This window comes from Chroococcus sp. FPU101 (assembly GCF_017312365.1).
GTDB lineage: Bacteria > Cyanobacteriota > Cyanobacteriia > Cyanobacteriales > Microcystaceae > Chroococcus.
Genome location: NZ_BLJI01000018.1, coordinates 1 through 13,595 on the forward strand (window position 1 = coordinate 1; position 13,595 = coordinate 13,595).

General features: G+C 40.6%; 13 protein-coding genes and 2 pseudogenes. 10 read left to right on the forward strand and 5 right to left on the reverse strand.

All coding sequences use genetic code 11. The annotated features are described in order from the left end of the window. The 4 genes from CFPU101_RS15355 to ald form a co-directional block, all read left to right on the forward strand. Nucleotides 1-1,716 (forward strand): Ig-like domain-containing protein (locus CFPU101_RS15355; protein WP_206816215.1); only part of this gene is annotated, 1,716 nt, incomplete at its 5' end. Between the two features lie 265 nt (nt 1,717-1,981). Continuing rightward, a complete protein-coding gene (locus CFPU101_RS15360) occupies nt 1,982-2,299 on the forward strand; it encodes a hypothetical protein (RefSeq protein ID WP_206816216.1) in 318 nt (105 codons plus the stop codon). 116 nt (nt 2,300-2,415) lie between these two features. Further along, the gene (locus tag CFPU101_RS15365; RefSeq protein ID WP_206816217.1) at nt 2,416-3,783 is read left to right on the forward strand and encodes an 8-oxoguanine deaminase; all 1,368 of its coding nucleotides are present in this window, start codon (nt 2,416-2,418) and stop codon (nt 3,781-3,783) included. A gap of 44 nt (nt 3,784-3,827) precedes the next feature. Continuing rightward, nucleotides 3,828-4,913 carry an alanine dehydrogenase gene (ald, locus tag CFPU101_RS15370; RefSeq protein WP_206816218.1) on the forward strand — a complete coding sequence of 362 codons (1,086 nt, stop codon included), beginning with the start codon at nt 3,828-3,830 and terminating at the stop codon, nt 4,911-4,913. 49 nt (nt 4,914-4,962) lie between these two features. Here the strand turns inward: ald and CFPU101_RS25660 are convergent. Continuing rightward, nucleotides 4,963-5,064 (reverse strand): annotated as a pseudogene (locus tag CFPU101_RS25660) (IS1 family transposase); the annotation flags it as partial. Between the two features lie 45 nt (nt 5,065-5,109). Continuing rightward, a pseudogene (locus tag CFPU101_RS15375) lies at nt 5,110-5,697 on the reverse strand (TetR/AcrR family transcriptional regulator); the annotation flags it as partial. A 109-nt stretch (nt 5,698-5,806) separates the two neighbouring features. Here CFPU101_RS15375 and CFPU101_RS15380 point away from each other — a divergent pair. Beyond that, nucleotides 5,807-6,760 carry a Rieske (2Fe-2S) protein gene (locus CFPU101_RS15380; RefSeq protein WP_206816220.1) on the forward strand — a complete coding sequence of 318 codons (954 nt, stop codon included), beginning with the start codon at nt 5,807-5,809 and terminating at the stop codon, nt 6,758-6,760. 36 nt (nt 6,761-6,796) lie between these two features. On the opposite strand, the gene CFPU101_RS15385 is transcribed toward CFPU101_RS15380, so the two are convergent. Further along, nucleotides 6,797-7,426 carry a DUF4126 domain-containing protein gene (locus CFPU101_RS15385; RefSeq protein ID WP_206816221.1) on the reverse strand — a complete coding sequence of 210 codons (630 nt, stop codon included), beginning with the start codon at nt 7,424-7,426 and terminating at the stop codon, nt 6,797-6,799. Between the two features lie 311 nt (nt 7,427-7,737). Between CFPU101_RS15385 and CFPU101_RS15390 the strand changes: the two genes are divergently transcribed. Further along, nucleotides 7,738-8,226, forward strand: a complete 489-nt coding sequence (locus tag CFPU101_RS15390; protein ID WP_206816296.1) for a GNAT family N-acetyltransferase — start codon at nt 7,738-7,740, stop codon at nt 8,224-8,226. 31 nt (nt 8,227-8,257) lie between these two features. On the opposite strand, the gene tpiA is transcribed toward CFPU101_RS15390, so the two are convergent. Further along, nucleotides 8,258-8,983, reverse strand: a complete 726-nt coding sequence (gene tpiA, locus CFPU101_RS15395) for a triose-phosphate isomerase (RefSeq protein ID WP_206816222.1) — start codon at nt 8,981-8,983, stop codon at nt 8,258-8,260. 414 nt (nt 8,984-9,397) lie between these two features. Here tpiA and CFPU101_RS15400 point away from each other — a divergent pair, with 414 nt between their 5' ends. From CFPU101_RS15400 to fba, 3 genes are all read left to right on the forward strand, one after another. Next, a complete protein-coding gene (locus tag CFPU101_RS15400) occupies nt 9,398-10,384 on the forward strand; it encodes an RNA polymerase sigma factor, RpoD/SigA family (RefSeq protein ID WP_206816223.1) in 987 nt (328 codons plus the stop codon). A gap of 60 nt (nt 10,385-10,444) precedes the next feature. After that, nucleotides 10,445-11,053 carry a cob(I)yrinic acid a,c-diamide adenosyltransferase gene (cobO, locus tag CFPU101_RS15405; protein WP_206816224.1) on the forward strand — a complete coding sequence of 203 codons (609 nt, stop codon included), beginning with the start codon at nt 10,445-10,447 and terminating at the stop codon, nt 11,051-11,053. 173 nt (nt 11,054-11,226) lie between these two features. Next, nucleotides 11,227-12,306: a class II fructose-bisphosphate aldolase gene (gene fba, locus CFPU101_RS15410; RefSeq protein WP_206816225.1), complete on the forward strand. Its 1,080-nt coding sequence runs from the start codon at nt 11,227-11,229 to the stop codon at nt 12,304-12,306. 62 nt (nt 12,307-12,368) lie between these two features. Here the strand turns inward: fba and CFPU101_RS15415 are convergent, their stop codons facing one another. Further along, nucleotides 12,369-12,752: a response regulator gene (locus tag CFPU101_RS15415; protein WP_206816226.1), complete on the reverse strand. Its 384-nt coding sequence runs from the start codon at nt 12,750-12,752 to the stop codon at nt 12,369-12,371. A gap of 115 nt (nt 12,753-12,867) precedes the next feature. Here CFPU101_RS15415 and CFPU101_RS15420 point away from each other — a divergent pair, with 115 nt between their 5' ends. Then, complete coding sequence (locus CFPU101_RS15420; RefSeq protein ID WP_206816227.1) at nt 12,868-13,572, forward strand: Crp/Fnr family transcriptional regulator; 705 nt, start codon at nt 12,868-12,870, stop codon at nt 13,570-13,572. Nucleotides 13,573-13,595 lie beyond the last annotated feature (23 nt).

The following is a 13,595-nucleotide window of genomic DNA, read 5'->3' on the forward strand; positions in this document are numbered from 1 at the left end:
AATGATGCACCTGTCGCCAATAACGATAGTGCGACCACTAATGAAGATACTGCTGTAACCATTGCGGTTTTAGCTAATGATACCGATGTTGATGGTAACCCCCGTAACCTCACCAGTTTTACCTCTGGTGCTAACGGTACGGTGACACGTAATGATAACGGCACACCATCAAATTTAGCCGATGATACTTTAACTTACACACCAAATGCTAACTTTAACGGGACAGACTCGTTTACTTATCAAATTAGCGATGGGTTAGGTGGCACCAGTAGCGCAACTGTTAATATTACGGTCTCTCCAGTTAATGATGCACCTGTCGCCAATAACGATAGTGCGACCACTAATGAAGATACTGCTGTAACCATTGCGGTTTTAGCTAATGATACCGATGTTGATGGTAACCCCCGTAACCTCACCAGTTTTACCTCTGGTGCTAACGGTACGGTGACACGTAATGATAACGGAACACCATCCAATCTAGCCGATGATACTTTAACTTACACACCAAATGCGAACTTTAACGGCACAGACTCGTTTACTTATCAAATTAGCGATGGGTTAGGTGGCACCAGTAGCGCAACCGTTAGTATTACAGTAAATGCTGTCAATGATGTACCTGTTGCAACCGACGATACAGGAAGTGTGACAGAAGGACAATCCATCATCATTTCTGCATTAAGCAACGATTTAGATCCCGATATTGGTGATACTTTATCGATCAATAGCTTTACCAACCCCAGTCATGGAACCCTGACCGATAATGGAGATGGAACATTTACCTACACCGCTAATCTTGATTACTGTGGTTCAGACAGCTTTACTTACACGGTTAAAGATAACCAAAATGCCACCAGCAACTTAGCGACGGTCAATCTTACCGTTAATCCTTATAATTACGATGATAATGATCAAGGTAATACGATTCCGCTTACAGGAACTGCTTGCCCTAATATCTTAAATGGAAATGGCGGTGATGATGCGATCGATGGAAAAGGCGGCAATGATACGCTAAACGGTGGTAATGGTGCAAACGATCGTATTTTTGCTGGCAGTGGTGATGATCAAATTACTGATCTCGATGGGATTAATGCGGCTCACGGTGGTTCTGGAAACGATATCATTAATGTTACTTTTGCTAGTAATTGGGGTGGCACCAGTCCTCGTTCTGATGGCAAAATTACTGGTGGTTATGGCGATGATGTGATTACCGTCACCATGAATAAAAGTAACTTTTTCCTGAATCTAAAAGGAGATGAACCCATTGCTAGTGCTTTAGATGGCAATGATACAGTAACCCTTTTAGGTAGTTACGGTAACTCTGTTGTTGATCTTGGTGGAGGTAATGATACCTTTAATGGTGGCGTTGGAATTGATGGTATTAGTGGTGGCAATGGAAATGATCTAATTCTTGGCATGAGAGGAAATGATCAACTTGCTGGACAAAACGGTAATGATACTCTTCGAGGAGGTTTAGGAAGCGATCGATTAACGGGTGGTGCCGATAGTGATATTTTTGTACTTGCTATTAGTGAGGGCATAGATACGATTACTGATTTTAGTATTACTCAAAGTGACAAAATTGGTCTAGCAGATGGTTTACAGTTCAGTAATTTGACTTTCTCAAATAGTAATATTCTATTCGGAAGTCAAACCCTAGCAACACTGACGAATGTGATTACTTCTACTTTGACGGCTAATGATTTTGTAACGGTTTAATAAGGGTTTTCTGCATCTACTGATTAAACAATAAGATAATCTCTCTAGCATTCTAGGGAGATTTATCTGTATGATTTACAACCATTTTATTAAAATCACCTAAATGGGTGAGGTTAATCATTTGTTAAAAAAGATAAAGTATAAATGTAAACGAAATGATTAACTACTGGGCTACATCGAGCGTAGCCAAGCAAGAGGATTTCATTAGTGAGATAAAGATGCGTCTTTAGGCAATTGGCATCTTTAGCAACAGGAGTTAAAAGCTATGCTGTTTAATCCACAGAAAAACAGTCATCAACATAAATGGTCTTTAATTACAGGACTTCGCGTTTTGTATCAAGATGTTGTCACTTATCTAGGCAAGATTTTCTTTGATGATTCAGAAATTCGTGTTTGGACATCTTTAGATGCAGAACGTAATCTGCAATGGCACGTCTATAACTATAGAACCAATCGGACTGGAACTTTTAATACTGAAGATGATGCGATCAAATGGATCGAAGAATCTTACAAACATCTTCCGAATGCTAACAAAAAATTTTGGTTTCTCCCAGGAAGCAGTATTCTAAGAGTCTTATCATAAAACTAGGGTGGGCAATGCTCACCTTTTTTTGAAAGAAAAACAGTATAGTAGTCCACAATTTCTAAAGAAGGTTAAAGGATAAGCTGAACTAGCTTGATTGATTAAAAAAAGAACCAATGGCTACTTTACTGGTCAAAAATATTCATACCCTCGTGACAATGGATGCTAACCGCAGAGAAATCACACAGGGTGCTTTATACATTAGAGATCATCTCATAGAGCAAGTCGGTACAACCGAAGAATTGCCACAAACTGCCGATGAAATATTAGATTTACACAATCAATATATCGTTTTACCAGGATTGGTGAATACTCATCACCATTTTTATCAAACCCTGACTAGAGTTATTCCCGCAGCACAAAACTGTACATTGTTTAATTGGTTAAAAACTCTATATCCCATTTGGGCAAATCTTACAGCAGATGCCGTCTATGTAAGTACAAAAATGGCACTCGCTGAATTAATCTTATCGGGTTGCACGACAGCCAGCGATCATCTTTATATCTATCCTAATAACTGTAGACTAGATGATCAAATTCAAGCCGCGCAAGAGATGGGAGTACGGTTTCATCCCTGTCGAGGTAGTATGAGTGTGGGGACAAGTTTAGGAGGTTTGCCACCTGATAGCGTAGTCGAAAAAGAAGCCGATATTTTAAAAGATAGCCAGAGATTAATTGAACAATATCACGATCGCGATCGTTATTCGATGTTACGTCTGGTACTGGCACCCTGTTCACCTTTTTCGGTGTCTACTGATTTAATGAAAGAATCAGCAATTTTAGCCCGTAGTTATTCTAAAGTTAGATTGCATAGTCATTTAGCTGAAAATCAATCCGATATTACCTATAGTCTGGAAAACTTTGGCATGACTCCCGAAGATTATGCGGAGTCTGTGGGATGGTTGGGTGAGGATGTCTGGCACGCTCACTGTGTACAATTAAGTGAGACAGCGCTTCAAAAATTCGCGCAAACGGGTACAGGTGTTGCCCATTGTCCCTGTAGTAATATGCGTTTAGCCAGTGGTATTGCACCCATTCGTCGGATGTTAGATCTAGGTGTTCCTGTTAGTATTGGGGTGGATGGTTCGGCTTCAAATGATAGTGGAAATCTCCTTCAAGAAGTCAGAATGGCGTTTCTGTTGGCACGTGTAAGAGAATGCGAAGTAGGGGCAATGACAGCGCGAGAAGCTTTAGAAATGGCGACTCTAGGAGGTGCTAAAGTGTTAGGACGCGATGATATTGGTTCACTTCTTAAGGGAATGGCTGCTGATTTTATTGCAATTAATTTAGATCGTCCTCAACTAGCAGGTGCTTTACACGATCCTGTAGCCGCTTTAGTGTTCTGTCAAGTGGATCGAGTTGATTACAGTTTTATACATGGCAAAAAAATCGTTGATCAAGGACAATTAACGACAGTTGAGCTAGAAACATTAGTTGAAAAGACAAATCATTTAGCTCAAAAAATGGTTGATGCCATTATCTAGGCAGAAGTAATAGAGTAGAGTTAGAAGCTTTAATGAGGAATTAGATGGATATCGGTGTTCCTAAAGAAATCAAAGATCAAGAATTTCGCGTTGGACTCACCCCCAGTAGCGTTAGAGTATTACGAGAATATGGTCACAATCTGTATGTTGAAACTCAAGCTGGATTAGGATCAGGCTTTAGCGATCAAGATTATCTCAACGCAGGGGCCAAAATTGTTAATAGTGCAAAGGAAGTTTGGCATCAAGAATTAGTAATTAAAGTTAAAGAGCCTTTGCCAGATGAGTACATATTGATTCAAAAAGGTCAACTACTTTTTACATATCTTCATTTGGCGGCAGATCGGGTTTTAACCGAACAATTAATCCAATCGGGCGTAACTGCGATCGCCTATGAAACCGTAGCACTTCCTGATGGCAGACTTCCCCTACTGACTCCGATGAGTATCATTGCAGGACGCTTATCGGTACAATTTGGGGCGAGATACCTCGAAAAACAACAAGGTGGGCGCGGGGTACTCTTGGGCGGTTTTCCAGGGGTACGTCAGGGACAAGTGGTAATTCTAGGAGGTGGTGTCGTCGGAACAGAAGCGGCACGAATGGCGATCGGGATGGGAGCGCACGTTAAAATTCTAGATGTGAATGTAGATCGATTGGCTTATCTAGAAACATTATTTGGTTCTCGTGTGGAACTTCTCTATAGCAATGCGGATCAAATTGAAGCCGCCGTCGTTGATGCGGATCTTCTGATCGGTGCGGTTTTAGTCATGGGAAGACGCGCCCCCATTTTAGTCACTCGTCAGTTAGTCCAAAAAATGCGCCCTGGTGCTGTAATTATTGATGTTGCAGTTGATCAAGGGGGTTGTGTTGAAACCTTACATCCTACGTCTCACAGCAACCCGACTTACATTGAGGAGGGAGTAGTACACTTTGGCGTTCCGAATATGCCTGGGGCAGTTCCTTGGACAGCAACCCAAGCACTTAATAATAGTACACTACCCTATGCGGTAAAATTAGCCAACAATGGGATTAAAGCGTTAGATTACGATCGTTCTTTGCATGGTGGTTTAAATGTAATGAATTACCGTTTAGTCCATCCTGCCGTACAAGAAGTCTTTCCCGATTTAGTTTGAAGTTAGGGGCTTGGTTATCAAGCCCTTGTTACTCATACAATGCCAACGTCTCTGCAAATTGTTTACCACACTCCTTACACAAATAACGCTGTTTTCCGTGTCGATGACCATTCTTTGAAAGTTGTTCAGAATGACAATGAGGACATTTCATTACTTTCATTACTTGAACTTCAAAATAAGGATTGAGATAAGCGACTAACAAATCCTCAATTTGTAGGCTTAATTGCTGGCTATGCTCTTGGTTACTGCGTAATGCGACTAAAATCAGCGTATTGCTACAATGTACGCATACTTCTCCTAATAAATGACATTGCTCGTTACTTAATTCAGCATTCTTTTGTTTGAGGAGATGGGCTGTAAAGTTAATGGCTTCCTGGGTAAAGCTTTCATCAATAGCTTGGAAGATTTCGGGAGCGGTGTAAAACTGAATAAAAACCACTCGCGAAATTGGATTTTCAAATAACTGAGTAACAGCCGCGATCAGCTTTTGAATCATCTGTCTGAGGGGCAGTTCAATAATGGCAGGTGTATCGACTCTAGCCCACATTGCCCGTACTCGTTCGACATGGCGAATCTCTAAAGCTTTGAAAATTGCCGCTTTATCAGGAAAAAATTGATACACTGAACCGACGGCTGTATCTGCCCGCGCTGCAATTAGATGAGTTGTTGCTGCCTCATAACCCACTTCAGAAAATACTGTAGCCGCCGCATCGAGAATTTTTTCGACTCTTTGCTTACCTCGTTGCTGTTTGGGTAAGCGTCGCATCGTTTTGACTTGAGCCATAAAATTTTGCTTGACAAATATGAATAAGTTGTCGTATTTTTATAAACATGACGCATTTGTCATCTATTGAATCACTAAAAAGCTTTTTAACAATTTAAACAGGAGAGCCATGCTGCCTATTTTATCAGGTGCGCCTTGGTTAATTGCTCATCGATCGATGTTGGGCATCAATCAGCCATATAAAGTTACACTGAATGGTCAAGATTATGTTTTGTGGCAGAATTCTAATGGTGAGATCTCTGCACTTAATAATATTTGTCCACATCTGCAAGCATCTTTAGCCGATGGTTGGATTTGCCAAGAGAGAAATACCATTACCTGTCCTTTTCATGCGATAGAATTTGATGGACAAGGACGATTGTATCAAAATGGGAACTTTAGCACACAAGCGATCACAGAACCACTCGAATTAACTGTTATTGATGATTATATCTGGACGTATAACGGCCTAGCAGCAAAAATTCCGATTTCCAGTCTGCTAACTCGTATCACCAAAGGATTTGAGTTTATTGGAGTAGCAGGGATTAAAAGTATTAAAGGCGATTTTTTAAGTAATTTATTGATTAATTATGACTACAATCATCAAAATGGCACCCATCGAGAAAGCTTTAAGATTAAAGACGTTGCAGTGAGTGACTATGAAGAACAAGGGTACACAACCAAACTCTCTCAAACCATTACTAGAGATGAGAATACCCTGCAAGAAATCATCAATAATCCCGCTTTACTAATTATTCCTAAGAAATTTACGAATCAGTTTGAATATGCTTTTCCATGTTTAACTTCTTTTATCGCTCAAATTCCAATCGGTCAAATTATTCAAATTCACGCCCTTTACCCCGAAACCGAAGCACAAACAAAAACATTTGTCATGCTCTTTGGACGCTTTAAAAATACAATAATCGGAAGTTTTTTAAAAAAATCAGTCTTAAAAGCGGCTGATGAAATCATACGCCAAGATACCAACGCGATAGAAAAATCTTACAAACGCTCAATACCCAAAATCCGCTTACCTAATGAAGAAATTATGTTTTATGCTGAAAAACTGTATCAAGAATGGTAAGTAAAAAGGTGGGTTGAAAGCATACCCACCTGATGCTTAAGTTGATGGCGTAGTTGAATCTACCTTTCGCTTAAAAATAAATCGCCGTACTTTAAAACCACCAAAAATCAATAATCCAAGAACGATAAAACCCGCTAGAATTGGGAGAACGATCGCTAAAATCGATAGTGCGATCGATGAAATTAATTCCAGAGTAGCAAAAATCGGATTCGCTAGACCACCAGTAGCAGTCGTCGAACCCACACGAAAGATACTCGTTAGACTTTTAATCAGTCCCGCCGAGCCGCCACCTGCGATAATAGCCAGTGTCCACTGTACTAGAGGACTCATATCAGGAGGAACTGTAGACGCGGTAATAAACGCACCGACAGCCGCCGCTAGAGGAGTTGCGATCGTATCTAGAATATTATCTAGTACAGGAATATAGTAAGCCCCAACTTCGAGTAAACTCGCCACCGCAAACACAATCAGAGATTCATTGCTACCTACCCAATCAAAATTAGTCGGTAAATCCAAAAATCCCGTTCCTGCGGCGATACTCATAATTAATAAAGGGACAAAGACGCGAAAGCCACTAGCCGTACTAAGGCTAATACCGAGTAATAAGCTAATAATTGTATTAACGATTGTAAAGTGATCAAGAGAGTCGATCCCAACAGTATCCATATTATCCCCTAGATTTCATGAGTAATCACTCTTACAAGCATATTCTGACACTTTTGAACTAGGCGATGTAAGATTTTTTAGAATGATTTTTAATTTTTGTGGTCATGTTTTCTAAAATAATAAAAACTCCCTCCAGTCCAGAGAGAGTTAGCCATCGTGTGAACGAATCCTTGCTTGCTTCGCCTTTTTATCTTATTAATGTTTGATGGGTATTAACTTCCTACGGATTGATTAAACTTTTAGCCTAATTAAATCACCCATCAGCAGGAAGGCATTGAACAATAATACTGATCTATATTCGCATGACATTGATTATTATTCGTGACGCTCTGATTAGTGATTTGTCAACCATCATCGAAATTTATAATGCAGCCATTCCAGGGCAACAAGCAACGGGAGATTTAGAACCGATATCCGTTGAAAGTCGTCTGGCGTGGTTTAAGCAACATAGTTCATCTTCCTATCCTATTTGGGTTGCCCAATTAGATCAACAGGTAGTAGGGTGGCTAAGTTTACAACAATTTTACGGCAGGGCGGCTTATGCGAAAACGGCTGAAGTGAGTGTTTATATCGATTCTAACTATCAAGGTCGAGGAATTGGGAAACAATTAGTAAAATATATGTTAGAAAGCTGTTCTACATTGAATTTAACAGCGTTGGTTTGTTTTATCTTTGCTCACAACTTGCCGAGTTTGAAGTTATTTAAAAATTTTGGCTTTGAATCTTGGGGCTATCTTCCAGAAGTTGCGTTAATGAGCGATAATTTAAGAGATTTAGTGATTTTAGGACGAAAGATCTAAGTAAAGACGCGTTAGATCGCGTCTCTACCAACTACTTAAAATTAGCAATACGAGCGAATCCTGCGGGATCTAAACTAGCACCACCAACCAAAACGCCATCAATTTCGGGCTGCTGCATTAACTCATCAATATTATCAGCTTTGACAGAACCACCATATTGAATCGATATATCTTTATTATCCAATTGTTGACGGATTAAACCCACAACTCGGTTAGCTTCCGATGATTCACAAGTTGCCCCAGTTCCGATTGCCCAAATTGGTTCGTAGGCAATTACAATATTATTTTGGTCAACATCGACCATCCCGCGTTTAATTTGATTAATAATCACGGATTCGGTTTCGCCTGCATTTCGTTGTCCTTTTGATTCACCAACACAGAGAATCGGTGTTAAACCCGATCTTTGTGCCGATAACAGACGTAAATTAGCCGTTTCATCCGTTTCACTAAAATACTGACGACGCTCACTATGTCCGACAATCACATAATGGACACCCAATTCGGTCAGCATAGCACCCGAAATTTCTCCTGTATAGGCTCCTTGTTTTTCCCAGTGAATATTCTGCGCCCCTAAGCGAATCTGACTACCATGTAAAAGTTGAGACATCATCGAAAGGCACGTAAACGGCGCACATAAAACAATTTCTCTCGTGTCGTCTATTTCTTCTAGTTTCGACTTAAATAGTTGCAGGAACTCTAGCGCATCTGCCTGAGTTTTGTGCATTTTCCAGTTACCAGCAATAATATTTTTTCGCACAGCTTATTTATGATCTCTTTTCAATAGATAGCTTGTAAATTTTAGTTTAAGGCTTAGGGGTAATTGATGAAAGAGGCTTATCGCAGTTTCCACTCCTAAGTGTCGAAGTTTCCCCCCTCCGAGTTCGGTAATCTCCATAGACATTGCTCTTTTATTACTAGCCAAAATCAGAGATGATAGAAGTAACCTTTAAAAAGGTAACTAACTATCATAGCAAAAATTAAACTATTGTGAACCTTTCGATCCTTGCCAACGTCTAAAGTTATAAGTTAGTCTGGAATAAGTCAAACTCATAATGGCTTCGTATTAATTCAGATTTTTCTCAATGCGATAGTACAGTACTGTTTAGAGCTTGAGAAAAATTAAGGATAACGACAGATCTTCTGCGTGTTTGAAGGAGTCACAACTACAAAGATGCCCACTGCCAAACTCAACCCGAAACAAGCCAATCCGACCCTTTCTGCCGATATGGTGCGTACCTATCTGCATGAAATTGGGAAAGTCCCCTTGCTAACTCATGAGCAAGAAATCGTGTATGGCAAGCAAGTTCAAAAGATGATGAGCCTGTTAGAGAAAAAAGAAGAACTAACGACAAAACTCGGAAAAGAACCCAACCAAACCGAGTGGGCGGAATCTGTTCTTATGAGTGAAGATGAACTTAACAAAGCCATCCACCTAGGAAATCGTGCCAAACGAAAAATGATCGAGGCTAACTTGCGCTTAGTTGTAGCCATTGCTAAGAAATATCAAAAGCGCAACATGGAATTCTTAGACCTGATCCAAGAAGGTAGTTTAGGATTAGAACGGGGAGTCGAAAAATTTGACCCGACTAAAGGTTATAAATTCTCCACCTATGCCTATTGGTGGATTCGTCAAGCGATTACTCGTGCGATCGCACAACAAGCGCGGGCGATTCGTCTTCCAATTCACATCACCGAAAAACTGAACAAAATCAAAAAAACACAGCGAGAATTAGCCCAAAAATTAGGACGCAGTGCCACACCTAGCGAAATTGCTCAAGCTTTAGACTTAGAACCCTCTCAAATTCGAGAATTCTTAAGCATTGCTCGTCAACCGATTTCATTAGATGTCCGAGTCGGTGATAACCAAGATACTGAGTTATCGGAACTGCTAGAAGATGAAGGCGTTTCTCCCGATCACTTCATCACTCATGAGATGATGAAACAAGATATTGAGAACCTGTTAGCAGAATTAACCCCTCAACAGCGTGAAGTCTTGTCCTTACGATTTGGTTTACGAGATGGCAAAGAACTATCTTTAGCCAAAATCGGACAACAGATGAACATTAGCCGCGAAAGAGTCCGCCAGTTAGAACACCAAGCCCTTAGTCAATTACGCAGACGGCGTTCTAATGTGAAAGAATATATCGTAGCTAGTTAGAGTTAAAAGAGAGTAGAAAAACGCGGTAGTCTAGTAAAGGCTACCGTTTTTTATTGCTTTATGTCTCAACTCACTCCAGAACAATACAAAGAAAAAATGCAGCGACGCAAGGAAATTCAAGAACAGCGTTTGAATGAGCGATCGCATTCTCAGGGCTTAATTATTGTTCATACAGGTGACGGTAAAGGAAAAACCACCGCCGCGTTAGGGATGGTTGTCCGCTCCCTGGGACACGGATTTAAGTGTGCGATCGTACAATTTATTAAAGGAGCATGGGAACCCGCCGAAAAAGCAATTCTAAGCCAATGGTCAGAACAATTGGAATTTCAGGCGATGGGAGAAGGCTTTACGTGGGAAACCCAAGATCGAGACCGAGACATCCAGAAAGCACAAGAAGCATGGCAAAAAGGCTTATCTTACATCAAAAACCCCGAATATCAACTGATTCTGCTCGACGAAATCAATGTCGCGCTTAAACTCGGATATTTAGAGGCTCAAGAGATTGTAGCGGGACTTGCTCAAAAACCCGAATCAACCCACGTAATCTTAACAGGTAGAGGCGCACCCCCCGAACTGATCGAAGTTGCCGACTTGGTTACGGAAATGAAACTGATTAAACATCCTTTTCGAGAGCAAAAAATTAAAGCTCAACCTGGAATCGAATATTAAATTATTGACAAAAATCACAAAAAATGCTCTAGAAATTAAATCAAAAACATCTCAACAAAATGTAAAAACTATCTTAAGATTATCAAATAGGACTTTTGAAAGTCCTATTTGAGAATAAATTTTCTTAACAGTACACAAACCAATAAACCCCAAAAAGTCTTAGGAGGACATCTATGGCGCTCGTACCCATGCGGCTGCTATTGGATCACGCGGCAGAAAATGACTATGGAATTCCTGCTTTTAATGTAAATAATCTAGAACAAATTATTTCGATTATGCAGGCTGCTACTGAAACCGACAGCCCTGTTATTTTACAAGCTTCTCGTGGCGCACGTTCTTACGCCGGTGAAAACTTCCTCCGTCACTTAATTTTAGCTGCTGCCGAAACCTATCCCCATATTCCGATTGCGATGCACCAAGATCACGGTAACAGCCCTGCTACCTGTTATTCTGCGATCCGCAACGGTTTTACCAGCGTTATGATGGATGGTTCCTTAGAAGCAGATGCCAAAACTCCCGCTAGTTTTGAATATAATGTTAATGTAACCGCAGAAGTCGTTAAAGTCGCTCATTCCGTCGGCGCGAGTGTTGAAGGTGAATTAGGTTGTTTAGGTTCACTCGAAACCATGAGTGGTGAAAAAGAAGATGGTCACGGTTTTGAAGGAACACTGACTAAAGAGCAACTTCTAACTGATCCTGATCAAGCAGTAGAATTCGTAGAAGCGACTCAAGTAGACGCTTTAGCCGTAGCCATTGGAACCAGTCACGGTGCTTACAAATTCAGCCGTAAGCCGACAGGTGAGATCCTAGCCATTAGCCGTATCGAAGAAATTCACCGTCGTCTACCGAATACCCACCTAGTCATGCACGGATCTTCTTCCGTTCCCCAAGAGTGGCTTGAAATGATCAACCAATATGGCGGTCAAATTCGTGAAACCTACGGTGTACCCGTTGAAGAAATTCAAAAAGGTATTAAGAGTGGTGTTCGTAAAGTTAATATCGACACCGACAACCGTTTAGCGATTACGGCGGCAATTCGTGAAGCAGCCTTCAAAGATCCTTCTAACTTTGACCCCCGTCACTTCATGAAGCCTTCGATCAAATACATGAAGCAAGTTTGTGCTGATCGTTATCAAGAGTTCTGGGCGGCTGGTAATGCAAGCAAGATCAAACAAGTTAGCTTAGATGACTTTGCAGCTAAATACGCTAAAGGTGAACTTTCATCCAGCGCGAAAAAAGCAGTTACCGCATAAACTCAATTAATTTAATCATTTAGCTAGGTAGTCTTCGGGCTACCTTTTTTTAATCTTATCAGCTAAACATAAGAGTATTTGTTGGGTTGAGTAATTGCTGTAATCAGCAAATTAAAATCAATTGGTTTAGTAAAAAAGGCTTGAATACCGACTTGTCTAGCTTGTTGTCGGGTCGATTCACGGTCATCATCTGAACAAATAATTAGGGGAATTGACGGAGCGATCGCCCGCACTTTTTCGATCCATTCAAAGCCTGTACTATCCCCAAGAGAGATGTTAAGTAGGCATAAATCAAATAAACTCTTATCAAGAAGTGACAAAGCATCTGTCATTAATTGTGCTGATTTTACATCACATCCCATTAGAGTCAACATAAAAGGGAACAACTCGGACTCATCTTCTGAGTCATTAACGCATAGAATCCTGATTTTCCTAAAAGAAACCATTATTAGATTGACGCTATTCTTTTTCCAACAGTAACTAGCTTACTTAGTTTAAATAACAGAAGTCAGTTCGTCAGCGAACAGAGTGAAAAAAATAAATTTAGAGTTTTAGGGTACTATGGCTTCAAAAAACTTGATTCTCGATTCGCTACCGACAAGTGAGTACGAGTGGCTGCAACCCAAGCTAACAGAAGTTGAATTGCAACAGAGTGATATTCTTTATCAAGCCAGAGAACAGATAAGAAGCGTCTATTTTCCGACTACCTGCTTACTGTCTTTAACAAATTCGACCGAAATGGGTGAAATTGTTGAGATAGGAGTAACGAGTAATGAAGGTCTGTCTGGAGTAACGCTACTGCTCGGTGAAGACATTTCACCTTGGCGAACTGAAGTTCAAATGTCAGGCAGAGCCTTGAAACTCAAGAGCGAAGATTTTACGACGGCTCTTGATCAATTTAAGACTCTACGGCAAAGAGTAGCCGCTTTTAGTTATTTAAAGATGGTGCAACTGAGTCAATCTGCTTTATGCGATCGTTTTCATAGTGTAGAGGAACGGCTTTGTCGGTGGTTATTAGTCGCACAAGATCACAGCAAGAGATCTGAGTTTTCCTTAACACGGGAAATCTTGGCTGAGATGATCGGTGCAGGTCGCCCAACCGTTAGCCTAGTGACTGGCACTTTACAATCAGCAGGATTAATCCGTGCCGACCGAGGTAAGATTACAATCCTTAATCGAGAAGGAATGGAAGATGCCGCCTGTGAGTGCTACTTTGTGGTTAAAGAAGCGTTAGAGCAATATCTGACCCAAAAAATTAAGCTCTAATTTTTTACAAGATTGCTCCAAGA

Bases quoted from the DNA above. Each gene is read 5' to 3' on its own strand.
- CFPU101_RS15360 (WP_206816216.1), top strand. From the start codon at position 1,982: ATGCTGTTTAATCCACAGAAAAACAGTCATCAACATAAATGGTCTTTA.
- CFPU101_RS15365 (WP_206816217.1), top strand. From the start codon at position 2,416: ATGGCTACTTTACTGGTCAAAAATATTCATACCCTCGTGACAATGGAT.
- ald (WP_206816218.1), top strand. From the start codon at position 3,828: ATGGATATCGGTGTTCCTAAAGAAATCAAAGATCAAGAATTTCGCGTT.
- CFPU101_RS15380 (WP_206816220.1), top strand. From the start codon at position 5,807: ATGCTGCCTATTTTATCAGGTGCGCCTTGGTTAATTGCTCATCGATCG.
- CFPU101_RS15385 (WP_206816221.1), bottom strand. From the start codon at position 7,426: ATGGATACTGTTGGGATCGACTCTCTTGATCACTTTACAATCGTTAAT.
- CFPU101_RS15400 (WP_206816223.1), top strand. From the start codon at position 9,398: ATGCCCACTGCCAAACTCAACCCGAAACAAGCCAATCCGACCCTTTCT.
- cobO (WP_206816224.1), top strand. From the start codon at position 10,445: ATGTCTCAACTCACTCCAGAACAATACAAAGAAAAAATGCAGCGACGC.
- fba (WP_206816225.1), top strand. From the start codon at position 11,227: ATGGCGCTCGTACCCATGCGGCTGCTATTGGATCACGCGGCAGAAAAT.
- CFPU101_RS15415 (WP_206816226.1), bottom strand. From the start codon at position 12,752: ATGGTTTCTTTTAGGAAAATCAGGATTCTATGCGTTAATGACTCAGAA.
- CFPU101_RS15420 (WP_206816227.1), top strand. From the start codon at position 12,868: ATGGCTTCAAAAAACTTGATTCTCGATTCGCTACCGACAAGTGAGTAC.